Source organism: bacterium (assembly GCA_035528375.1).
Classification (GTDB): Bacteria; RBG-13-66-14; RBG-13-66-14; order RBG-13-66-14; family RBG-13-66-14; genus RBG-13-66-14.
Map to the genome: position 1 here is coordinate 1 of DATKYS010000113.1, position 23,220 is coordinate 23,220.

Sequence of the window (23,220 nt, forward strand, 5' to 3'; positions counted from 1 at the left end):
ACATTTGACATGCCGATCCTCGGACTCTTTGTTTGCCACCATGCCTCCAGTTCATGTGACATGATAGCATCCCCGTAAGTCCTTTATCTAGCGTTGTAGATGAGACTAAGGATGGTCCAGGAACACAAAGGTATCCCAAAAAGAATGCCCCCCGCGACTGTGCCCCCCCAAGATGGGGGGGATGGGGGGGTTGAGGGCGATTGGCTCAGCTGGTTAGAGCGCTGCTTTCACAGAGCAGAAGTCACTGGTTCGAATCCAGTATCGCCCACCAAACAACCAAAAACGGCGGTCACCGCGACCGTCGTTTTATTTTATCGAGAGGGGGATGAGCCCCTTCGAATCCTGTACCGCCCGCCACGAGAAGGAGACCGTCCGCCGGGCTGTCTCTTTTTCGCGGCTTTCTCAGGCGGCGAAGGGCCCGGTGGACCATCGGGACGGCGGTTGACATCTCCCGGCGGGGTCAATAAGATAGCCCTCGATTCCCAAGCGCTGAACCACCGATCACGCGAAGGAGAACGAGTCCATGGCCAAGATATTCCCCTTCCGGGCCTACCGGTACTCAGCGAAGGCTGGGGATCTGAAAAAACTGGTAACGCAGCCCTACGATAAAATCAAGGACGATCTTCGGACCGAGTATTACGCCCGCAGCGAGTGGAACATCGCCCGGATAATAAAGAGCGACGAGGGCCCGGCCGACGGCACCAACACCTACGCCAGGGCGGCGGAGCTTTTCCGGAAGATGATCGCCGAGGGCGTGCTGGCGCGGGACGACAAACCGGCAATCTACGCCTACGACATCGAGTACGAAGGCCCCGGGGGCGAGACCCGCGTCCGGAGCGGCTTCATCGCCACGGCCCAGCTCGAGGACTTCTCCAAGGGGCACGTCAAGCCCCACGAGACGACCCTGGCCGGCCCCAAGGCCGACCGGCTGAACCTGACCCGCGCCACCGGCGCCGGCTTCGGCCTCATCTTCATGCTCTACCCCGACCGGGAGCTGGCCTCGGACCGGCTCCTCGAGGGGGCCAAGCGGGGGCGGAAGCCGGAGCTGGAGGTCGCCGACGATTTCGGCGCCCTTCACCGCGTGTGGGTCATCACCGACGAGGGCGTCATCTCCGAGCTCCAGGCGATTCTGGAGCCGGTGGACCTCTTCATCGCCGACGGGCACCATCGCTACGAGACGGCGGTGAACTACATGAACGAGATGACCGCCAAGGGGAAGGCTGGCTCGGGTCTCGGCGCCGTGGACAAGGGGATGATGGCCTTCGTGAACATGTTCTCCAAGGGGCTCACCGTCTTCGCCACCCACCGGCTCATCCACTCCCTGCCGGCGGAAAAGGCCGACCCGGCCCGAATCATCGCGGCGCTGGAGAAGGACTTCGAGATTCGTGTCATCCCCATGACCGGCGGCGGCGAGGACGAGATGCTGGACATCCTCGCCGATGAGTACTCGGAGCATAAGACCGCCTTCGGCCTGATTCTGGGCGAGATCGAGGAGGAGTGCTACGTGGTGACCCTGGCCCGGAATAAAGCGGTGGACGAGTTCTTCGGCCAAAAGTTCTCGAAGGGGTACAAGGGCCTGGACGTGGCGGTGCTCCACGGCCTGGTGCTGGACAAGATTCTGGGGATTGACGCCGAGGCGCTGACGAAGCAGACCAACGTGGTCTACGCCAGGGACGCGCGCAACGCCATCAAGCGGGTTCACACCGGCGAGATGCAGATGTGCTTTTTGATGAACCCGACGCGGCCTGAGCAGGTGGCCGAGGTGGCCGGGGCCGGCGAGCGCATGCCCCAAAAATCCACCGACTTCTACCCCAAGATGCTGACCGGCCTGACCATCAACAGGTTCGACGTCTAACCCCGCGTGTGAACGAGTGAGGCGGGGCTCGGTCGCCCCGTCTTTTGGTATTAAAGCGATATGGTCCGTGAAATGAAAAACCTCCGCGCCTTCGACCTCGCCGGGCTCACCGGGATTCTCAGCGAAATGGGCGAGCCGGCCTACCGCGCCCGGCAGCTTCACGATTGGCTCTGGACCAGGGGAACGGAGGATTTTGGCGATATGACCAATCTGCCCGGGGCGCTGCGGGAGAAGCTTGCCCGGGTCTACTCGATCACCCTGCCCAAGGTGGCGGACGAGGCCCGGGGCGCCGACGGCACGGTGAAGCTCCTGCTTGAGCTGGAAGACGGTGCGCGGGTCGAGACGGTGCTCATGCCGGGGGGGGATTACGACGCGGCCTGCGTTTCGACGATGGCCGGCTGCGACCTGGGTTGCGTCTTCTGCGCCACGGGGACGCTGGGGAAGACGCGGGACCTGGCGGCCCACGAAATCGCCGCCCAGGTCCTGCTGTTGAAAAAAATATCCGCCAGGCTGCGCAACGTGGTCTTCATGGGGATGGGCGAGCCGCTGCTGAACTACGAGGCGACGCTGGGGGCGGTGGGTCTGCTGACCGGGCCGATGGGCTTCGGGGCGCGGCGGATAACCGTCTCCACCGCCGGTGTCGTACCGGGGATAAAACGATTGGCCGGAGAACCGTACCGGGTGAAGCTGGCGGTGAGCTTGAACGCTCCCGACGACTCCCGGCGGTCGGAGCTGATGCCGCTCAATAAGAAGTGGCCGCTCGTGGAGCTGTTGAAGGCCTGCCGGGAGTACTACGACCGCACCGGGCGACGGGTCACCTTCGAGTACGTCCTCGTGGGCGGGTACAACGACTCGACGGCGGACGCCCGGGCGCTCGTCCGGCTCCTCGCGCAAGTACCGCACAAGCTGAACCTGATCGCGTACAACCCGGTGGAAAACCTTCCCTTCAAACCGCCGACCCCGGAAGCGGTGGAACATTTTCTCGCCGAGGCGCGACGGGGGGCCTACGCGGCGGGCGTCCGCAATTCGAGGGGAACCGACATCGCCGCCGCGTGCGGGCAGTTGATGTTGAAAAGCGGAGACTTGGGCTCGCGGGGGTGAAGCCCGAAATTCAACAAACTCTCCCCGCGGAGAAAAGCGGCCGCGCCGCCTGCGGGCAGTTGATGTTGAAAAACGGAGACTTGGGCTCGCGGGAGTGAAGCCCGAAATTCAACAAACTCTCCCCGCGGACAAGAGCGGCCGCGCCGCCGACGCCCATCATTCGGTTTCCGAAAACTTCTGCCTCTTCACTATTCAACACGAGTGAAAAAGGACTACAGGCATGGAATCCAAACGGGTACTCATCATCGGCGCGGGGATAGCCGGGCTGTCGGCGGGCTGCTACCTGCGGATGAACGGCTACGGGACGCATATCATCGAGCTGCACGACAAGCCGGGAGGGCTGTGCACATCCTGGAAGCGCCAGGGGTACACCGTTGACGGCTGCATCCACTGGCTGGTGGGCACGGCGCCGAGCTCTCCCTTCCACCGCATCTGGCGGGAGCTGGGGGCCCTCCAGGGTCGCGAGATCGTCTACTACGACGAGTTCGCCCGCTACGAGCTGCCCGACGGCCGGACGATCCATTTCCGCGTCAATCCCGACGAGCTGGCGGCGGGTCTGAAGGAAATCGCCCCCGAGGATTCCAAGGCCATTGATGAATTAGCCGCCACTATCCGCAAGATGGCCGCCCTGGAGCAGAGGGATGACGACATTCTGGTGCCGCCCGAGCTGCGGGGCTTTTTCAGTAAAATCGGCGGCTTCTTCCGCATGCTGCCGCTGCTACGGGCCCTCGGCCCCCTGTTCAAGCTCGACCAGCAATCCTACGCCGAGAGATTCACCAATCCCGAACTCCGCGCGTCGTTAACGGCGATTATCCCGAAAGCCATCACGGCGCTCGCGCTGCCGATGACCCTGGCGGGGATGCACGCCCGCAACACGGGGTATCCCGTGGGCGGCTCGCTTGAGTTCGCCCGGGCCATCGAGAAGCGATATACGGACCTGGGCGGTGAGATAGCCTACGACAGCCGGGTGGCGGAAATTCTCGTCGAGGACGACACCGCGGTGGGGGTGCGGCTGGAGGACGGCACCGAGCATCGGGCCGACTACGTGGTGAGCGCCGCCGACGGGCACTCGACCTTCTTCAAACTTCTGGGCGGGAAATACGTGAGCGACGAGCAGAGGCGCTACTTCGAGGAGATACCTATCTTCGACCCGCTGGTCTTCGTCGCCTTCGGCGTCAAGCGGGTGTTCGACGAGCTCCCGCCGTTGACCAGCGGCGTCATCTTCCACCCCAGCCGACCGCTGGAGGTGGCCGACCGCACCTTCGAGCATCTCACCGTCGTCGTCGAGAACTTCGATCCCACCCTCGCCCCCGCGGGTTCGACGGTCGTCAAGGTGATGTTCGGCTCGGACTACGAGTGGTGGAAGGCCAAGGCCGCCGACCGGGAGGCGTACCTGGAGGCCAAGGAGGAAATCGCCCGACAGGTTTTAGAACACGTCGAGGAGCGCTTCCCCGGCATCGGCTCCCAGGTCGAGATGACCGACGTGGCCACGCCGCTGACCTTCGAGCGCTACACCGCCAACTGGCAAGGCGGGATGGAGGGCTGGATGATGACCCCCGGGACACTGCGGTTGAGGATGAAGCGGACCGTCCCGGGGCTGAAGAACTTCCGCATGATAGGCCAGTGGGTTTCTCCGGGAGGCGGCCTGCCGCCGGCGGGCTCGGACGGCCGGCACCTGGCGATGATTCTGTGCAAGCGGGACGGCGTGAAATTCCACGCCGAGGAGGCTTGATGCAGTCATCTCGTCCATGCGTTACTGCTGATGACGGGTAGCGCCCGTCCCCGCGGACCCGAAACGCCGACTTGTCCAAGCTGAGTCGGATGGGTATAATTTAATCTGACGAACAGCAACCCGCCGGAGGATTTCAGTGGACTTCACCCTCACCGCCGAACAGGTCCAGTACCGCAACCTCATCCGCCGCTTCGCCCAGGAGCGCATCGAGCCCATCGCGCGGCAGCTCGACGAGGAGGGGCTTTACCCGTCCCAGATCGTGGACGAGATGCGGCAGCTCGGGCTGTACGGTCTGACGCTGCCCCAGGAGTACGGCGGCTCCGGCGTGGACTCGGTTACTTTCTGCCTGGCCCTGGAGGAGTTGGCCAAGGCGGCGGCCGGTGTGGCGGTCATCTTCGCCGTGCAGAATTCCATCGGCGCCTTCACCATCAACGAGTACGGCACCCCGGAGCAGAGGGAGAAGATTCTGCCGAAAATGGCCACGGGGGAGATTCTCACCAGCCTGGCACTCACCGAGGAATCCGCCGGCTCCGACGCCGGCAACGTCCGGACCACGGCCGTCCGCGACGGCGACTTCTACGTCCTCAACGGCAAGAAGCGCTTCATCACCAACGGCAAGTTCGCCAACCTGCACCTGGTCGTGGCGCTGACCAACCCCGGCCGCGGCAGGAAGGGCCTGTCCTGTATCCTGGTGCCATCGTCCACGCCGGGATTTTCGGTTTCCAAGACCATGAACCCCATGGGCCAGCGTTGCAGCGACAACGCCGAGCTGGAGTTCTCCGACTGCCGCGTACCGGTGGCGAATCTTGTGGGGAAAGAGAACCACGGCCTGGGCATCGCGCTCCGGGCCTTCGACGGCGGGCGGTTCAGCGTGGCGGCCATCGCGCTGGGCTGCGCCCAGGCGGCCTTCGAGAAGGCGCTCCGGTACGCCCAGAAGCGGGTCCAGTTCGGCCAGGCGATCATCGGCTTCCAGTCCATCGAATTCATGCTGGCCGAGATGGGGACGCAGATCGAGGCGGCCCGCCTCATGATTCACCGCGCCGCCTCTTTCAAGGACCGGGGGCTGCCCTACACCAAGGAGTCGTCCATGGCCAAGATGTTCGCCACCGAGGCGGCCGAGATGGTCTGCCACCGGGCGATTCAAATTTTAGGCGGCGCCGGGTACATGCGGGAGAACGACGTCGAGCGCTACTACCGCGACCAGCGGATCTGTCAGATCTACGAGGGGACGAACCAGATTCAACGCTGGATCGTGGCCATTCATCTGATCAAGGAGTTCGGCTCCAGGTAACCCGGACGTCGGGTCGCCTCGAACCACCGGCAGTTCCGCATGGAGGAGACAAGGGGCTTAGGCCCCTTGCCTTACCCTAATAGAAAGAGGGCCGTCACCGCGACGGCCCTTCTTTTCAACTCACTGGGAACGCTTCCCGGAGATTTACTCCGGCTCGGTCAACCCCGTGATCCTGTCGAATTCGGCGCCCTTCTCCGGGTCCAGCCCGTGAACGAGGACGCTCACCGCGGCGGCGTGGGCGGGGTCATCCGCCACGGTATCGAAGTACCCCTCGACCTGCTCCCCGGTCACCCCGTACTCGGGATAAACCGCCAGAGCCGCAGGCGAGTTGGGCTCCTCGGGGTAGATTTTCACGAAGAGCTCGGCCAGGAGCGCGTCGGTCATGGCCGTGGTCCCGCCCTCGACGTAGGGAATCGCACCCAGATCACCAGGGATCGCGCCGTCCAAGACCTCGCCGGGCACGATGAGGAAGGTGAATGCCAGCGCGGCGTTCTCGTCCTTGGCCTTCAGGGCATCGTAGAGTTTTTGCACCCGCTCCTCGTCCGCGGTGAGCTCCTTGACGTAGGCGTCCAGATCGTCCTCTTTCCAGCCGTAGGAGTCCATGACCTTCTCCTGGGCCGTGTCGTCCGCGGCGGCCGAGTACTCGACCCAGAAGTCGGCGAAGTTCTCGTCGTTGAGCTCCTTGCCGCAGCCGGTGAAACCGACGAGAAAGGCGGTCAAAGCCGCAATCAAGAGTACGTTGCGCATCGGGAACCTCCGAACATGTTGGGTGGATCCGTCTTTATTAAGTGAGGATGGAATCGCAAGCTTCAACGAAGGAGGTTACACCCCGAACCCTGCGGTTGTCAACCGCCTGCCACCGGGCGCCGCGACGGCCTGAGGATGGTTTACCTTCGGCCGCAGCTACCCGCTGATTGCGATGACGTAGGGTCGGGCCTCTGTGCCCGCCCTCATTTTCACCCTCACCCCAGCCATCTCCCTGAGAGGGAGAGGGGGGACGATGTAACCCACACAACCCATCAGTGGGTGAAGGGGATAAAAAAGGCGGCCGCATAAGGCCGCCCTTCGGTTCTCTCCACGCGGTCGGTTAGAATTCGATATCTGCCAGACCGATTTCGAGCACCTTACCGGCGAGGACCAGTCCGGCGCCGAGATCCTTCGTGGTGATTTCTTCGGATATCTTCTGAGACCGATCCTCATCCCCGAGCATGTCTTTGATGAAGGCGTTGATATCGTCGGGGGTGAGGTCGTACTCCTTGAGCGCCGCGGTGTAAGCCGCCTCGTCGTCTATCTTGTCGTACGTCTTGAGCCAGACATCGACGAACTTTGCATCGTCGATCTTCGCCCCGCCGCAGCCGACGAAGGTCAGGACGACCGCGGTGATAAAGAGAGCCGTGAGGAGCTTGCGCATTAAGTATCCTCCAGGTTTGGACTGTTTGGGGATTCAGGTCCTTCGGATGGTGACTACGTTTCTTTCTATAGTGTTGAGGATTATATCGGTCCCGGGTTTAAAACACAAGGCCGTTTTTCATCCTCGCGGAAAAGAGTGAAGGGAGACGCAATGTTACGTTGCATCTCCCTCCTGATCGTTTAGCTGGAACAGGAACGCAATCCGTGGAGTGTTACTACTCGGTAGCCGGGGCCGTTTCGGTCTCGACTTCCTTACCTACGTCCTCCAGGGCCTCTCCAACTTCACCCATGGCGCCCTCGAGTTCCGTGCCCAGTCCTTCAAGTTCCGTACCGAGATCCCCGAGGTCCCCGAGACCTTCCATGAGGCTGCCGAAGGCCCGGTCGGGGAAGAGGGTCAGCTCCAGGGCGAAGCCGGCGTCCTCATTCTTCTCGGAGATGGAGGCGATGAGCTTGTCCGCACGCGCCTCGTCGGCCTTCAGCTCTTCGAAGTACTTGTCCATGTCCTCATCGGTCCAGCCGTAGTCATCGGCCAGCTTCTGGGCATCCGCCTCGTTCTCGACCTTGAAGGCATCGAGCCAGAACGCTGCGAAGTTCTCGTCGTTGAGCTCCTTGCCGCAGCCGGTAAAGAAAAGACCGACGGCGACGACAAAGGTGAGGAGTAGGAATTTCCTCATGCACACCCTCCAGGTTGGGCCGGCTGTGCCGGCTTGGTAAACATGGTTCGATATGATTCTACCCTAGCGGGTTACGTTCTGCAAGAAAAAACGACACCTTTAAGGTTATCCTGCGCTTTTTCAAGAAGATACGAGTCACTGACCAACGGCATTCCCGGCGTGTCACCGGGGGGGGGGAGTGAGGATTGAACTATACCTCTTCCTCGGGAAGCTCCTCACCCTCGACGGCTCCGTCGTCTTCATCCGCGACAGCCGACGCGGCCGACCCGTCCTGAGCCTCGGGCTCCCCTTCCTCGGCGGCGGGCTCGACGGGGGGCTCATCCACCGGTTCGGCGACCTCTTCTTCGGGCTCCTTTTCCGTAACCTCTTCGGGCTGTGCCTCGGCGGGGACCGGTTTTTCACCGGCGACGGTCGGCTCGAAGTCCTCGTCGTCCGGGGTGGGCTCGGGCTCCCGTTCAGAAAGGGAGCCGGCCTCCTGGTGCTTGATCAACCGCTGCATCACCGGGTCGTCCTCGGGGCCGATGCCCATGTCGGCGTTGTAGGCCTTGAGGGACAGGTTGACCTTGCGCTCCTCCCGGTTGATGTTGATCACCTTGCAGGTCAGGTGCTCGCCGACGTCCAGGATGTCCTCCACGTTTGGCACGTGGGCGTCCACGATCTCGGAGATGTGCAGCAGGGCCTCGATGCCGTTGGAGAGCTCGATGATGGCGCCGAAGCGGGCCATGCGGACGACGGCCCCCTCCACGTAGGCGCCCTCGAAGATGTAGTCCTCGATGTGCTCCCAGGGGTCCTCGGTGAGCTGTTTCATCCCCAGGGAGATGCGCCGGTTCTCGGTGTCCACGTTGAGGACTACGACCTCGATCTCGTCGCCCTTCCCGACGATCTCCGAGGGGTGCCGCACCCGGCGGACCCAGCTCATGTCGCTGATGTGGACCAGGCCGTCTATGCCCTCGTCCACCTCGACGAAGGCCCCGAAGTCGGTGATGTTGCGCACGCGGCCCACCAGGCGGGTGCCGCGGGGGAAGTGCTCGGCGATGGTCTCCCAGGGGTCCTCCTCGGTCTGTTTCAGGCCGAGGCTGATGCGCTGCTTCTCGGTGTCCAGGTTCAGCACCTTGGCGTTGACCAGCTCGCCGATGGTGAGCATCTGGGACGGGTGGCGGATGCGCTGGGTCCAGCTCATCTCGGAGATGTGAATCAGGCCCTCGATGCCGTCCTCGATTTCGATGAAGGCGCCGTAGTCCGTCATGTTGACGACCTTCCCCCGGATGATGGTCCCCTCGGAGTACTTCTGGGCCGCATCCTTCCAGGGGTGGGGGGTGAGCTGCTTGAGGCCGAGGGACACCCGCTCGCGCTCGCGGTCGAAGTTCAGGACCAGGATCTTGACCTTGTCCCCGATCTGGAGCATCTCTCCGGGGTGGCTGATCCGGCCCCAGCTCATGTCGGTGATGTGCAAGAGTCCGTCAATCCCACCGAGGTCTATGAAGGCACCGAAATCGGTGATGTTCTTGACCTCGCCCTCGCGGATCTGACCCTCCTCCAGCTCGGAGACGAGCTCCTCTTTCAGCTTCTCGCGGCGCTCCTGGAGCACCACCTTCCGGGAGAGGACGATGTTGCGTCGCCGACGGTTGATTTTCAAAATCCTCATCTCGAGCTGCTTGCCGACGAGGGATTCGAGGTCGCGCACCGGTCTCAGGGCCACCTGGCTCGCGGGCAGGAATCCCCGGGCGCCGATGTCCACCTCCAGGCCGCCCTTGATCCGGGCCACCACCTTGCCCTCGATAACCTCTTCGTCCTCGAAGGCGGTCCGGATTTTTTCCCAGGTCCGGGCGAAGTCCGCCTTCTCCTTCGACAGGACGATGATGCCGTCCTGGTCCTCTTTTTTCTCCAGATAGACGTCCACCTCATCGCCGACTTCAATCTGGGCGTCGGGACCGAACTCCTTCCGGTCTATGGGGCCCTCGGACTTGTAGCCCACATCCACCAGAATTTCGTCGCCGGAGATGCTGACGACCACCCCGCGGACCACATCGCCTTCCTTCAGGTCGGCCAGGGTGTCCTCGTAGGCCGCCATGAGCTCGTCCATGGTGGCGTCGTCCGAAAGCTCACCCTCGGGTGCGGGCTCGTCCTCGGCGGACGGAGGGGGGGTCGTTTTTACTTTCCGGCGCGAAGCTCCCTTGGGGCGGGTCTGTTCGGGTACAGGTTCCGGCGTCTCTTCGGCATCCGGAGCGGACTCAGGGCCGTCCTCCGGCTGCTCCTCGCGGGGGGTCTCCTCGGAATTTTCTTCGGGCGCATTATCCGCTGGAGACTCCTCGGGTTGAAGGTTTTCGTCTTTGGGTGTCAACATCCACTTCCTCTTGGCGGCGCAACTCGCCGTGCGGCGTGATGCACCAACTGCACCGGGAACGTGAAAATTCCCGATGGGTCGCGGCCCGGGGGGCCTGGTGAACCAAAACCACCGGCGTCTCGCCGATGTAGAGGTTGGACCTTAGCATAAAGAGGGGGTCGAATTAAAGGAAAAAAAAGGGAGGGAAGGCGTCCACCGGGGGTTGAGAGATTCCCCACTAAAGACATTTACCGATTAATCGCGTGTTATCAATGGATTGAGCGCGCAATTCATCCCACGAGTACAGGGGTGTCATTCACCGGCGGTGCGGGGGCAAATGTCCCGCAATTATTTTTTTTTAAAGAAATTGCATTTTTTTATTGACATAAATTTTACAACCCACTACCATTCGACTGTGGGGATAAGTGGGGAATAATGGGTGGATAATCCCTGAACCGATTTCCATCGAATCCCCCAAAGTATTAACTGAACCTCCCCTCTCGGCGGTTTGCCATGTACCTCGGCCGATACTCCTACAACCTGGACGACAAGGGCCGCCTGGCGATTCCGGCCAAGCTGCGCTCCGGCGGCGAGGAGGAGGATTGGGTCCTGGCCCAGGGGCTCGACCACTGCCTTTTCCTCTATCCCAAGAGCGAGTGGGGCGAGGTCTCGGCTCGGATACAGTCCCTGGCCGCGAACCGGTCGGCCGCACGCCGCTTCGCCCGCATCCTCTTCGCCGGCGCGGTCGAGGTTATCCTGGACCGACAGGGCCGGGTGAACATCCCGGTGCACCTCCGCCAGTGGGCGTCACTGGAACGCGAGGCCGTCGTCATCGGCGTGGGCCGCCGGATCGAGATTTGGGACAAGAATAGCTGGCAGGATTACACCGCAACCGCCGACTACGAGGAGGCCGCGGAGAAACTGGCCGATTTGGAGTTTTAGGGACTGGTGTCGTCAACAACCCTCAGCCCCGAGACAAAACCCCAACGCCACACCCCGGTGATGGTGGCCGAGGTTCTCGCGCTCCTGGTCAACGACCCGGAGGGGCGCTACCTCGACGCCACACTCGGCCGCGGGGGGCACACCGGGGCGATTCTGGACTCCCACCCAGGGGCGACCGTCCTGGGCTGCGACCGCGACCCCGACGCCCTGGCCCGGGTGAAAAACGAGCTCCTCCCCCACTTCGAAAATCGGCTCGACCTCGAGCTCCTCCCCTTCAGCCGCCTGCACCAACTACCCGGCGGCTTCGCCGGGGTTCTATTCGATCTCGGGCTGTCCACGGAGCAGCTATCCGACCCGGAGCGGGGGTTCAGCTTTAATGTGGACGGACCCCTGGACATGCGGATGGACCGGACCCAGGGGCTCCGGGCGTCGGACCTGGTAAACCTCCCCGAGGAGGAGCTGGCCGGGATAATCCACCGCTACGGCGACGAGCGGAGGGCGCGCCGGGCGGCCCGCGCCATAGTGGAGGCCCGGCCGTTAAATACCACACTGGAGCTGGCCGAGGTCGTACGCCGCGCCGTGGGGCCCTCGGGCGGCATAGACCCGGCCACGCGCACCTTCCAGGCCCTCCGCATGGCGGTGAACGGCGAGCCCGAAGAGCTGGAGCGGGGGATGGAGGCGGCCGTTTCTCTTTTAAAGCCGGGCGGCAGGCTCGTCGCAATCTCCTACCACTCCGGCGAGGACCGAATCGTGAAGCTGTTCTTCCGGCGGATGAGCGGCCGGTGCGTCTGCCCCCCGGGGACCCCGGTCTGCCGGTGCGACCCGATGAACGCCCTCGCCGTCATCACCAAAAAACCGCTCCAGCCCTCGATAGACGAGGTCAAGCTCAACCTCCGAGCCCGCTCCGCCAAGCTCCGGGCGGCGGAGATTCTTAAATCACGTCCCCGGTAAAAAAATGAAGAACGAGCGACTGAGGTTCTGGTTCGTGGTCATCCTGGTCGCCGGCGTCCTGGGAGGGCTCTTTCTATTCCTGAACAACCACCTCTACATCTTGAGGATAGAGGTGGACGATCTGCGCGGGCAGGCGGTCGCCCAGGAGGAGACCGCCCGCCAGTTCCAGGAGGACTGGATGCTCTCCACCGCGCCCGAGAACCTGCAATCCCTGGCCGCCGAAAGACTGGAGCTCGACGTTCCCGCCGAGCTCGAAACCGTAACCGTGTACTAGGCTTAGCCTACGACGATGAACCAATTCCGCCCAGCCAACCAGACCGACGGACCCGCACGCAGGCGGCTCCGCATCGTTTTCATTCTGATGGGTGTGGCGCTGGTCGTCATCAGCGGGCGCCTGGTTCAGCTCCAGCTCGTCCGCGGCGCCGAGCTCGCCCAGCAGGCCCGCGGTCAGCAGGTGACGCGGGTTCCCCTGGTGGGGCTCCGGGGAACCATCTACGACCGGAACGGCATCCCGCTGGCCCTGGACCGGGAATCGCCCACCGCCTTCGCCGCCCCCAACGAAATCGAGCCCGAGGAGAAGGGGCGCGTGGCCGAGGAGCTGGCGGGGATTTTGGGGCTCTCCGCGGAGGACACGCGCCGGTTGCTCGAACGGGACTCCTACTTCGTATGGCTCTCCCGGCACCTCGACGCCGAAACCGCCGACAGACTGCGCCAGGCGTCCCTCCCCGGGGTGTACGTGAGGCAGGAGCCCTCACGGCTCTACCCGCTCGGGCGCACCGCGGCTCACGTGCTGGGCTTCGTGGGGATTGACCACCAGGGATTGGAGGGGATGGAGCTCGCCTACGACGACCTCCTCTCGGGGGAACCGGGGTGGACGCTCAAGGTCCGGGACGCCCTCGGACGCCCGCTGTACCCCCTGGACGAACCGAGCGCAGCGAGCTACGCCTCCGGCGAACCGAGCGAAGCGAGCTATGCCCCTGGCAAAACCCTGCAGCCGCCGCAGCGCGGCAACGACCTGCGCCTGACCATAGACTCCCGATTCCAGCACATCGTAGACCGCGAGCTGGCCTACGCCGTTGAGCGTTCGAACGGTCGGGGAGGCATGGCCGTGATGCTGGACCCCGACACCGGCGATGTGCTGGCCCTTTCCAACTACCCGTTCTTCGACCCGAACCGCTTCGGCGAGTACCCGTCCTGGGTCCGGCGCAACCGTATCGTGACCGACGTGTACGAGCCGGGTAGCACGTTCAAGGTTTTCACCCTGGCCGCCGCCCTGGAGGAGGGGCTCGTTACACCCCAGACCGTCTTCGACACCCCCGGGGAAACCTACGTGACCGGTCGGCGGATCAGGGACAGTCTGCCCCACGACCCCCGCCTGACCGCGACCCAGATCATCGAACGGTCCTCCAACGTGGGCATCCTCCAGATCGGCCTGAAGGTCGGGCGGGATAAGCTGCGCGATTACCTGGGAAAATTCGGTTTCGGCGCGTTGACCGGCTTGGAGATACCCGGAGAGGTCCGGGGGATCCTCCGACCGGCCTCGGAGTGGTACCCCCTGGACACGGCCTGCGCCAGCTTCGGCCAGGGGGTGGCCGTGACGGCGATTCAGCTCGTCCGGGCCTACGCGGTCATCGCCAACGGGGGGTGGCTGGTCCAGCCGAGCATCGTGTCCCGCGAGAATTCGCGAAAACCGCGCCCCAGGCGGGTCATCAGCCCCGAAACCGCCGCCGCCCTCCGCGAGATTCTCATCGGAGCGGTGGAGCGCGGGTTGGGCAAGGACGCCCGGGGATCGGGCTACACCATCGGGGGCAAGACGGGCACCGCCCAGAAGGTCGGCGAGGGGGGCTATCTGGAGGGCAAGCACTACATCGCCAGCTTCATCGGCTTCGCCCCGGCACAGGACCCCGCGCTGGTCTTGTTGATAATCGTAGACGAACCCAGGCCCATCTATGGTGGCGGACCGGTCTGCGGGCCGGCCTTCGCCAGAATCGTCAGACAGGTGCTGGCCCTCGAGGGGGTGTCGGCACCCGGGGGGGCGACGGCCCGTCTGGTGCGGGCCGACTCACCCGAGGTGCCGTGTTCCACGCCGTCGGCCGCCGGGAGCCCGTTGAACCTGTTGGGGTTGAACGCCCGGAAGGCCGCCGCGGTACTGGCCGCCAGGGGGGTGCCCGTGGAAATGCACGGAAGCGGTCGGGTGGTCGCGGTATCCACCGGCGGGGACGCCCTGTCGGTCCAGCTGGCGGGCTCGAGGTGACGACCGCTCTCCAGGACCTTCTAATGCTCACACCGGTCAGGGGAGAGAAGGTGCGCGAGGATTACGGACAGCTCAGAGCCGACGTGGGGGAGCCTCTCCCCCTGGGCCGACTGCTCGAATGGGCGGACGCCCGACTTTTGGGACCCCGGGGGGTCTTCGACCCACCGGTGGCGGGGGTCCTCGACGAGCCGGTGCGGGGGCTGGCCATAGACTCCCGGGCCCTCGCCGCCGGCGACCTCTTCGTCGCCCTGCCCGGCGAGCGCGCGGACGGCCACCAGTTCCTCTCCGACGTCGCCGGTAAAGCCCTGGCCGCCCTGGTGGAAAGGCCCGACCCGGACCTGACGCTGACCCAACTGGTGGTCGAGAGCGTACCCCGGGCGCTTCTTTCCATCGCCGACGGATTCCGGCGGCGCTTCCCCGAGCTCACCGTCGTCGGCATCACCGGCTCCGTGGGGAAGACTACGACGAAGGACTACCTGGGCGCGGTCCTGGACGCCTTCGCGCCGACCATCGTGAGCCAGGGGAACATGAACACGGTATACGGCGTCCCGCTCACCCTCGCCCGCCTGCGCGGGGACACGGCCCTGGCGGTGCTGGAGATGGGGATGCAGTGGGCTGGTGAAATCGCCTCGCTGGCGGAGGTCGCCCGGCCGAGAATCGGCGTCGTAACCGCCGTCGGCCCGGCCCACCTGGAGTTCTTCTCCGACGTGCGGGCCATAGCCCTGGCCAAGGCCGAGTTGCTGCTGCAACTACCGCCCGACGGCGCGGCCGTCCTTCCCCTGGAGTGCGAGCACTTCCCGCTGCTGGCGGAACGCACCCCCTGCCCCGTGGTCACCTTCGGCCTGGTCGCCGGCAACTGCCGGGCCGAGGTGCGACCTACGCGGCTCGATGAGCGGCGCGCCGAAGGGAGCCGGTTCGAGGTGGTTTGGAACCCGCCAAAGGGAATCTTAGTCCCACCCGCGCGGTTCGAAATCGAGCTGCCCACCCCGGGCAGCCACCACGTGCTCTCCGCGCTGCGTGCGGCGGCCGCGGCCCTCGTCCTGGGCGTGCCGCCGGGGCTCATCGCCGAAAAGCTCGCCGGGGCGCGGATAACCCCCCTGCGGGGAGAGGTGTACCGCCGGGGTCTTCGACCCACCGGTGGCGGGGGCGGGCTGACCATCCTCGCCGATACCTACAACGCCAACCCGCTGTCCATGAGCGCCGCCCTGGAAACCCTGGCCGGCCTCCCAGGTCGCCGGGTGGCGGTACTGGGCGACATGCTGGAGCTCGGCCCGACGGCGCCCCGGCTGCATGAAAGCGTCGGGGCCGAGGCGGCCAAGCGCGGAATCGCCGTGCTCGTGGCCGTGGGGGCGTTCGCGGAGGACATCGCCCGCGGCGCACGGGAGAATGGTCTCGGGGAAATATACACGGCGGCCGACCGCCATGAGGCTGGAAGGATTTTAAAGCGCGTGCTCCGGCCCGGCGACGTGCTCCTCGTCAAGGCCAGCCGGGCTCTGCGTCTGGATTTCCTGCTCGAGGACGACGCGCTCGAGGGGTACATCGAACCGAATTGATTCGCCGGGGCGTAGCTCGCTTCGCTCGGTTCGCCGGGGCATAACTAGCTTCGCTTCGTTTCCGGCCGAGGAGTAAACCGGTGCTCTACCATCTTCTGACACCCCTGGCCGACGAGATAGGCTTCCTCCGCCTATTCAATTACATCACCTTCCGGGCGGCGGCGGCCTCCATCGTCGCCATCCTGGTGGTATTCATCTTCGGCAGGCCGATCATCAACAAGCTCGCCAGGCTTCACCTGATCGAGGTCACGCGGGACGACGGCCCCGAGTCGCACAAGGCCAAACAGACCACACCCACCATGGGCGGCCTGATCATCCTCCTCGCCATCGCCGTGCCGACCCTCCTCTTCGCCGATCTGACCAACCGGTACGTGCTCATGGTCCTGGCGGTCACGCTGGGGCTGGGCGCCCTGGGGTTCGCCGACGACTACCTGAAGAACATCAAGAAGCGCCCCCTGGGGCTCATCGCGAGGTACAAGCTCATCGGCCAGGCGGTTCTCGGCCTGGCGGTGGGGTGCATCCTCTACTTCTGGCCGCTGGACCCGGCGCACTCGACGATCCTGACCATCCCCTTCTTCAAGGACGTCCAGATAGACCTGGGCTGGGGGTACATTCCCTTCGTGGCCCTGGTCATCGTGGGGACCTCCAACACGGTCAACCTCACCGACGGGCTCGACGGCCTGGCTATCGGCACGACGCTCTTCGCCGGCCTGGCCTACGTGGTTTTCGTTTACGTCGCCGGACACGCCGTGTTCGCCAAGTACCTCGACGTGACCCATCTGGCCGACATCGGCGAGTTGACCATCTTCATGACCTCCCTGGTGGGGGCGGCCCTGGGCTTTCTGTGGTTCAACTCCCACCCCGCGGATGTCTTCATGGGGGACACCGGCTCGCTGGCCCTGGGTGGGGCCATCGGCACCGTGGCCATCTTCTGCAAGCAGGAGCTGCTCCTGTTGATCGTGGGCGGCGTCTTCGTTATCGAAGGCCTGTCGGTGATGCTCCAGATCGGGTACTTCAAGCTCACCAAGGGCAAAGGGCCCGGCGGCGAGGGGAAGCGCCTGTTCAGGATGGCTCCTCTCCACCACCACTTCGAGTTGAAGGGGTGGTCGGAGTCGAAGGTCATCATCCGGTTCTGGATAATCGCCGCCCTGTTCGCTCTCTTGGCGATTTCGACCCTCAAACTGCGTTAAAAAGGTAAAGGGGGCCGGCCCCCTCCAGAGACGAAAGTTCCGGCATAAGCGAGGTCCCTATGAACCCCCCCAAGGATAACCAGCTCCTGCAGGACGATGAGTATCAGCTGACCTTCCTGATGGACTCACCGCTGCCCCTGCGGTCGTCAACCCGGGCGGAGGTAGCTGAGCACGTCCTGCACTTGCCACCGGCCGACGATCGCCCGTGAGACCCCCGGACTTGTGTCCAATCTTTAGGTCCGCAGGCGCCAGTCGGGGAAGCGCCGGACGGCTCGCCGAGAGGTCGGCGATTTACCGGTGGCGGGTGAGATGAACCTTCGCCGCACAGATTTGCAACTTTTCGGGGTGACCGCCGCGCTGGTCATCATCGGACTGCTGATGGTGGGCAGCGCCAGTCAGGTCCTGGGGGCGGCCCGGGGCGACCCGAGCTACTACCTGACCCAACAGCTCTGGAAGCTCATCCCCGGCCTGGCCCTCATGTTCCTCTTCTGGCGGCTGCCCTACCAGAAAATCGCGAAGTGGACCAAACCGCTCCTGTTACTCACCTTCGTGATGCTGGGGCTCGTGTTCACGCAGAACCTGGGCGAGGAGGCCAACTCGGCCAGGCGCTGGCTGTCCCTGGGCATCATCTCGTTCCAGCCCAGCGAGCTGGCCAAGCTTTTCATGATTCTGTATCTGGCGCAGACTCTCACCCGGAAGCGCGACCGGCTCAGCGGGTTCAAGCAGGGCCTCCTGCCGTCGCTGGCGGTCCTCGTGTTGGCCATGGGCCTGGTGCTGATCCAACCCGACCTCTCGACGGCGGTGATGCTCTTCATCACCGGATACGTGATCTTCTGGGTCGCGGGGGTGCCCACCCGCCACGTGCTGGCGACCCTGGCCGTCCTGGTTCCCCTGGCAATCCTGGCGATTTACCTGGAACCCTACCGCTGGGCGAGGGTCACGGCCTTTGCGAACCCGTGGAAGGTCGCCGACGGCGAGGGTTATCAGGCGGTGCAGAGCCTGTTGGCCATCGGCTCGGGCAAGCTCACCGGCGTGGGTCTGGGCGCCAGCCAGCAGAAGCTCTTCTACCTGCCCGAAGCCCACACCGACTTCATCTTTTCGATTCTGGCCGAGGAGCTCGGCCTCTTCGGGTCGCTCCTGGTCGTTTCGCTCTTCGGGCTCCTCGTCGCCCTGGGGATAAGAACCGCCATGCGGTGCTCGGACCCCTTCGGGAGGCTCCTGGCCACCGGCATCACCGCGCTCTTCGGGGTGCAGGCCATCGTGAACATCGGCGTGGTGACGGCGCTTCTTCCGACGACGGGCCTGCCGCTTCCCTTCGTGAGCTACGGCGGCACCTCGCTCATCGTCTCCCTGGCGGCGATGGGCATATTGGCCGGCGTGGCGAGACAGAGCGCCGAGACGGTCACCGTCCAGGCCGGGGAGGAGGCGCCGGTCGCCCGGAGGAGGGCGTATTTAATCCGACCGTCCGCCCCGGTGCACGGCCCGGCATACTCGGTGGGAAAACACAGGGCGAGCCTCGCCGCGGCGTTCAAGGGGCTCGGCGTGTACAGCCCCGCCGACCGCCGCCGGAGGTCTTCGACCTACCGGTGGCGGAGATGGTCATAATGGGGGTGGAGGATGAAACCGTTCCTCTTCGCCGGGGGGAAGACCGGCGGTCACCTCTACCCGGGGCTCGCGGTGGCCGAACAATTGCGGGAGCTGGAGCCGGGCGCGGAAATAGCCTTCTGCGGCGCCGGTTTCGACCTGCCGAAACGGGAGTGCGACAAACGGGGTTGGCCCTACCACGAGGTGCCGGCGGCACCCATCTACCAGGCGAACCCCCTGCAACTGATCGCGGGCGTATTCATGAACCTTAACGGGACGGCGAGAGCGGCGGAGCTGATGCGCTGGATGAGGCCCGGGCTCGTCGTCTGTTGCGGCGGTTACGAGGGCTTTCCCGTCGCCCTGGCGGCGCGGGGCCACGGCGTGCCGATTATGCTTTTGGAACAGAACGCCGTCTGCGGGCTCACCAACCGGGTGCTGGGGCCGTTGAGCGCGGCTGCCGCGGTGGCTTTCCCCGGAAGGCGGGCCAGACCGGCCTCGCCCAGGGTGAGGGTGACGGGGAACCCGGTGCGGGCCGATCTCGCCTCGTACTCACCCGACCACGCCGCCTTCGGTCTCGACCCGGGCCGCGTGACGGGGCTGGTCCTCGGCGGGAGCGCCGGGGCCCGGTCCGTCAACCGGGCGGTCGCCCAGGCCGCCGGGAGGCTGGCGGCCATCGGGGGGTTGCAGATGATAATCCAAACCGGCGGGGACGACCGCGATGCGGTGCGGCGGGCGGTGGAGGAATCCGGCCTGCGGGCCTTCGTGACCGCCTATCTGGACCCCATCGGCCCCGCCCTGGCCACCGGCGACTTTGTCGTCGCCCGTGCAGGGGGGAGCGTCTTCGAGCTGGCTCTATTCGGTCTGCCGGCCGTCCTCGTGCCTTATCCTTACGCCGCCGCGGACCACCAGACCGCCAACGCCCTTTCCTTCGAGCGGGCCGGGGCGGCGGTCGTCATCGGGGACCGGGAGTTGACCGCTGAACGGCTGGCGCAAGAGGTTGAACGTCTGGTCACCGACGACGCGCTGCGACGGAGGATGTCCGCGGCCGCAAAGGGGCTGGGACGGCCCGACGCGGCACGGCGGGCGGCGGAGTTGGCCCTCGATACCGCACGGAGGTTCCGATGACCCTCATGCTGGGCAGGATAACCCGGGTGCACCTGGTGGGCATCGGCGGCGCGGGGATGAGCGGCATCGCCGAAATTCTCCTTAGCCTCGGCTTCGAGGTGTCCGGGTCCGATCTGCGGGCCGGCAAGGCCACGGAGCGCCTCGCGGAACTGGGGGCCCGGGTGACCATCGGCCACTCGGAGAAGAACGTCGTCGGCGCCGGGGTCATCGCCGTCTCCACCGCGATTCCCCCCGACAACCCCGAGGTTGTCGCCGGGAGGAAGTACAACATCCCGGTGATCAACCGCTCCGAGATTCTGGTCGAAATCATGCGGCTCAAATACCCCGTCGCCGTCGCCGGCACCCACGGAAAGACCACCACCGCCAGCTTCATCTACTCCATCCTCTCCGACGGCGGCCTGGAGCCCACGGCGGTCATCGGGGGCAAGCTCAACGCCCTGCGCTCCAAAACCGAGCCCAACGGGAACGGGCGGGCCATCGGAACCGGCGCGAGCCTGGGCGCCGGCGAATACTTCATCGTCGAGGCCGACGAGAGCGACGGCACCTTCCTCGCCATATCGCCGGCCTACGCCCTGGTGACCAACATAGACTCCGACCACCTCAACTACTACTCCGGCCTGGACGACATCCGCGCCTGTTTCATCCGATTCGCAAACTCCGTGCCGTTCTACGGCGCCACAATCGTATGCCTGGACGACCCCGTGGTGCAGGGCATCCTGCCGGAGCTCAAGCGGCGCTACATCACCTACGGCTTCACCACCCAGTGCGACGTCGTCGGGCGGGAGGTGCGGCTGATGCCGATGAGCGCCAGCTACAAGCTCTACCGGGGTGCGGAGCTTCTGGGCGAGGTGGACCTGAACCTCCCCGGCCGGCACAACGTCCTGAACAGCCTGGGGGCGGCGGCGCTGGCCCTCGAGATCGGCGTCGCCCCCGAAACGATCATCAAAAGCCTGCGCTCCTTCAAGGGAATCGAGATGCGCCTGGAGGTGGTGGGCCACATCGGCGACATCACCGTCATCCACGACTACGCCCACCACCCGACGGAGATTGCCGCCACCCTGGACGCCATGCGGACCGGCTGGGACCGTCGGATCGTGGCGGTGTTCCAGCCCCACCGGTACACCAGAACCAAGGCGCTCTTCGACCGTTTCCTGCGCTGCTTCTACCAGGCCGACCGGCTGATAATCACCGACATCTACTCCGCCGGCGAGCCCGAGATTCCCGGCGTCAGCGCCGAGGCGCTGGCCAAGGGAGTGACCGAGCACGGCCACCGGGAGGTCACCTTCATCCGCGACCGCCGGAAGATTCCCGAGGCCGTGGCCGGCATGGTGAGCGACGACGACCTCGTGCTGGTGCTCGGGGCGGGCAACATCTGGGAAACCGCCCGGGACATCGTAAAAAAACTCTCGGAGGAGAGAGGTTGAATCCGCTCTCAGGCAGCCTGACGGAAATGGGGATGCCGGTGCTGGCCGACGAGCCGCTCGCCGGGCACACCGGGCTTCGGGTGGGCGGCCCGGCGGATTTATTCGCGAGGCCCCGCACCGCCGACGAGGTTTCCCACGCCCTCCTCTTCGCCGGAGAGGAGGGGACCCCGGTCCTGGTCATGGGTCGGGGAACGAACCTTTTGGTCGGCGACGGCGGCTTCCGGGGTCTGGTGCTCCTGATCGGCGAGGGGTTCGAGGACGACGGGGTGCAGGTCCACGGCGCGCGCTGCACGGTTGCGGCCGGCGTCCGGCTCCAGTCCTTCCTCGACCGCCTCGGCGACGTGGGCCTGGGGGGGATCGAGGATCTGTACGGCATCCCGGGGAGCCTGGGCGGGGCGCTGGCCATGAACGCCGGGGCCTACGGGACCGAGGTCTGGCCCCGGGTGGACTGGGTCGAGGTAGTGCTCGAATCGGGCGAGCTCCACCGCTACCTGGGGGGGGAGATCGGGTACGGGTACCGCCGAGCCGACCTGCCGCCGGGCGCGGCGCTCGTACGGGCGGAGTTCGTCCTGGACGAGGGGGACCCCCGCGAGATTCGGAAGCGCTGCCTGGAGCGCCTGGACGACCGGGAACGAAAGCACCCCCTGGAGTGGCCCAACTGCGGCAGTGTCTTCAAGAACTTTACCTGGGAGCCGGGGATGGACCTCGATTATGAAAAGCTGGAGTCCGCCCTGGGCGCGGAATTCTCCCTCCGGGCCCTGGAGGAAAAAGGTACCCGCCAGTTGCCGGCCTGGCGGCTCGTGGACGTCTGCGGGCTGACCGGAAAGAGAATCGGCGGGGCCCAGATATCCGCCAAGCACTCCAACTTCATGGTAAACCGGGGCGGCGCAAAGGCGGCGGACTTCGCCGCGCTCATCGAGCTCGTGGAGAAAACCGTCGAGGAGACCTTCGGCCTCCGGCTCCGGACCGAGGTCCGCCGTATCGGGGAGTTTTAAAATGCGGCACTCCACCTACGTCCAGACCCATGAAAAAGGGGACGGCTTTCACCCGAGGATGGGCCGTCGGGCAAAGGTGTTCACCTGGGTGGCGGTCCTCGCGCTCATCGGCGTGGCGGGGTTCCTCTACCTGCGCTCCGACGCCTTCGATCTGAAACGGGTGGCGGTGGAGGGGAACACCGTCGTGTCCGACGCCGAGATCCAAAACCTCCTGCCCATGGGGGAGAACCTCTTCTCCCTGGACTCCGGCGAGGTCGCGCAACGTCTCTCCCGACACCCGTACCTGGCGGAAGTCCAAATAGACAAGGTTTACCCCGACAAGCTGGTCGTCCGCGTGACCGAGCGGACCCCGGCCTGCTACCTGGCCGAGGGACCGCTGCAGCTCCTGGCCGGCAACGGCACCGTGCTGCCCCTGTTCGGGGTGGGTGACGCCCGACGGGTGGACGGGGCGGTGTTCGATCTGCCGGTGGTGACCGGTTACGAGGTCGAGCGGAAGGGCGAGCTGGAACCTTACTCCGACGGGGTTATTCTGGCCGCCTGCGGTCTGTGCGCCGAGATGCAGCGTCAGGCCCTCCCGCTCCTCGACGAGTTGGTGGAGATTCGGCCGCACGCGGACCACCTCGAGGGTCTGCTCGCCGACGGCGCCCGGGTCCTCTTCCCCCTGGAAAGCGCGCCGTCCACGCTGGCCGCCCTGCAGGCGGTTTATACCCGCGAGCGCCAGTGTGGCTTCACCGAGCTGGACGCCCGATACTCCAGACAGGTCATATCCCGGCACCGGACCGGCTCAGAAATGGAATCGGTTACTAGACCCTAGCG

At 65.1% G+C, this 23,220-nt stretch carries 19 protein-coding genes and 1 tRNA gene; 16 read left to right on the forward strand and 4 right to left on the reverse strand.

Translation table 11 applies throughout. The features are described from left to right. Positions 1-194: 194 nt before the first annotated feature. From VM054_08930 to VM054_08950, 5 genes are all read left to right on the forward strand, one after another. A tRNA-Val gene (locus VM054_08930) sits at positions 195-271 on the forward strand. A 252-nt stretch (positions 272-523) separates the two neighbouring features. Then, positions 524-1,855: a DUF1015 domain-containing protein gene (locus VM054_08935; GenBank protein ID HUT99186.1), complete on the forward strand. Its 1,332-nt coding sequence runs from the start codon at positions 524-526 to the stop codon at positions 1,853-1,855. Between the two features lie 72 nt (positions 1,856-1,927). Beyond that, positions 1,928-2,956, forward strand: coding sequence for a 23S rRNA (adenine(2503)-C(2))-methyltransferase RlmN (rlmN, locus tag VM054_08940; protein HUT99187.1), 1,029 nt, complete (start codon positions 1,928-1,930; stop codon positions 2,954-2,956). Between the two features lie 220 nt (positions 2,957-3,176). Next, complete coding sequence (locus VM054_08945; GenBank protein ID HUT99188.1) at positions 3,177-4,688, forward strand: NAD(P)/FAD-dependent oxidoreductase; 1,512 nt, start codon at positions 3,177-3,179, stop codon at positions 4,686-4,688. A 136-nt stretch (positions 4,689-4,824) separates the two neighbouring features. Further along, the gene (locus VM054_08950) at positions 4,825-5,979 is read left to right on the forward strand and encodes an acyl-CoA dehydrogenase family protein (GenBank protein ID HUT99189.1); all 1,155 of its coding nucleotides are present in this window, start codon (positions 4,825-4,827) and stop codon (positions 5,977-5,979) included. A 144-nt stretch (positions 5,980-6,123) separates the two neighbouring features. On the opposite strand, the gene VM054_08955 is transcribed toward VM054_08950, so the two are convergent. The 4 genes from VM054_08955 to VM054_08970 all read right to left on the reverse strand — a co-directional run bounded on the left by VM054_08955 (position 6,124) and on the right by VM054_08970 (position 10,407). Further along, positions 6,124-6,726, reverse strand: coding sequence for a hypothetical protein (locus tag VM054_08955; GenBank protein HUT99190.1), 603 nt, complete (start codon positions 6,724-6,726; stop codon positions 6,124-6,126). Positions 6,727-7,066: 340 nt separating this feature from the next. Then, positions 7,067-7,390, reverse strand: coding sequence for a hypothetical protein (locus VM054_08960; protein HUT99191.1), 324 nt, complete (start codon positions 7,388-7,390; stop codon positions 7,067-7,069). Between the two features lie 214 nt (positions 7,391-7,604). After that, the gene (locus VM054_08965; protein ID HUT99192.1) at positions 7,605-8,063 is read right to left on the reverse strand and encodes a hypothetical protein; all 459 of its coding nucleotides are present in this window, start codon (positions 8,061-8,063) and stop codon (positions 7,605-7,607) included. Between the two features lie 190 nt (positions 8,064-8,253). After that, complete coding sequence (locus VM054_08970; GenBank protein ID HUT99193.1) at positions 8,254-10,407, reverse strand: 30S ribosomal protein S1; 2,154 nt, start codon at positions 10,405-10,407, stop codon at positions 8,254-8,256. A gap of 492 nt (positions 10,408-10,899) precedes the next feature. On the opposite strand from VM054_08970, the gene mraZ reads away from it, so the two are divergent. From mraZ to VM054_09025, 11 genes are all read left to right on the forward strand, one after another. Continuing rightward, a complete protein-coding gene (mraZ, locus tag VM054_08975) occupies positions 10,900-11,328 on the forward strand; it encodes a division/cell wall cluster transcriptional repressor MraZ (protein HUT99194.1) in 429 nt (142 codons plus the stop codon). Positions 11,329-11,334: 6 nt separating this feature from the next. Continuing rightward, positions 11,335-12,279, forward strand: a complete 945-nt coding sequence (rsmH, locus tag VM054_08980) for a 16S rRNA (cytosine(1402)-N(4))-methyltransferase RsmH (GenBank protein ID HUT99195.1) — start codon at positions 11,335-11,337, stop codon at positions 12,277-12,279. A gap of 4 nt (positions 12,280-12,283) precedes the next feature. Continuing rightward, entirely contained in the window at positions 12,284-12,553 is a 270-nt protein-coding gene (locus VM054_08985; protein ID HUT99196.1) for a hypothetical protein, read from the forward strand. A gap of 15 nt (positions 12,554-12,568) precedes the next feature. Then, positions 12,569-14,533, forward strand: coding sequence for a penicillin-binding protein 2 (locus VM054_08990; GenBank protein HUT99197.1), 1,965 nt, complete (start codon positions 12,569-12,571; stop codon positions 14,531-14,533). Between the two features lie 50 nt (positions 14,534-14,583). Then, positions 14,584-16,086 (forward strand): UDP-N-acetylmuramoyl-tripeptide--D-alanyl-D-alanine ligase, encoded by a 1,503-nt coding sequence (gene murF / locus VM054_08995; GenBank protein HUT99198.1) that lies wholly within the window; start codon positions 14,584-14,586, stop codon positions 16,084-16,086. An 80-nt stretch (positions 16,087-16,166) separates the two neighbouring features. Then, positions 16,167-17,276, forward strand: a complete 1,110-nt coding sequence (mraY, locus tag VM054_09000) for a phospho-N-acetylmuramoyl-pentapeptide-transferase (GenBank protein ID HUT99199.1) — start codon at positions 16,167-16,169, stop codon at positions 17,274-17,276. A 309-nt stretch (positions 17,277-17,585) separates the two neighbouring features. After that, a complete protein-coding gene (gene ftsW, locus VM054_09005) occupies positions 17,586-18,881 on the forward strand; it encodes a putative lipid II flippase FtsW (GenBank protein HUT99200.1) in 1,296 nt (431 codons plus the stop codon). Between the two features lie 12 nt (positions 18,882-18,893). After that, a complete protein-coding gene (locus VM054_09010; GenBank protein HUT99201.1) occupies positions 18,894-19,985 on the forward strand; it encodes a UDP-N-acetylglucosamine--N-acetylmuramyl-(pentapeptide) pyrophosphoryl-undecaprenol N-acetylglucosamine transferase in 1,092 nt (363 codons plus the stop codon). Between the two features lie 5 nt (positions 19,986-19,990). Continuing rightward, positions 19,991-21,409 carry a UDP-N-acetylmuramate--L-alanine ligase gene (gene murC / locus VM054_09015; protein ID HUT99202.1) on the forward strand — a complete coding sequence of 473 codons (1,419 nt, stop codon included), beginning with the start codon at positions 19,991-19,993 and terminating at the stop codon, positions 21,407-21,409. Further along, positions 21,406-22,404, forward strand: coding sequence for a UDP-N-acetylmuramate dehydrogenase (gene murB, locus VM054_09020; GenBank protein HUT99203.1), 999 nt, complete (start codon positions 21,406-21,408; stop codon positions 22,402-22,404). The genes murC and murB overlap by 4 nt, the downstream gene beginning before the upstream one ends. Before the next feature lies 1 nt (position 22,405). Next, positions 22,406-23,218, forward strand: a complete 813-nt coding sequence (locus tag VM054_09025) for an FtsQ-type POTRA domain-containing protein (GenBank protein ID HUT99204.1) — start codon at positions 22,406-22,408, stop codon at positions 23,216-23,218. Positions 23,219-23,220: the final 2 nt, after the last annotated feature.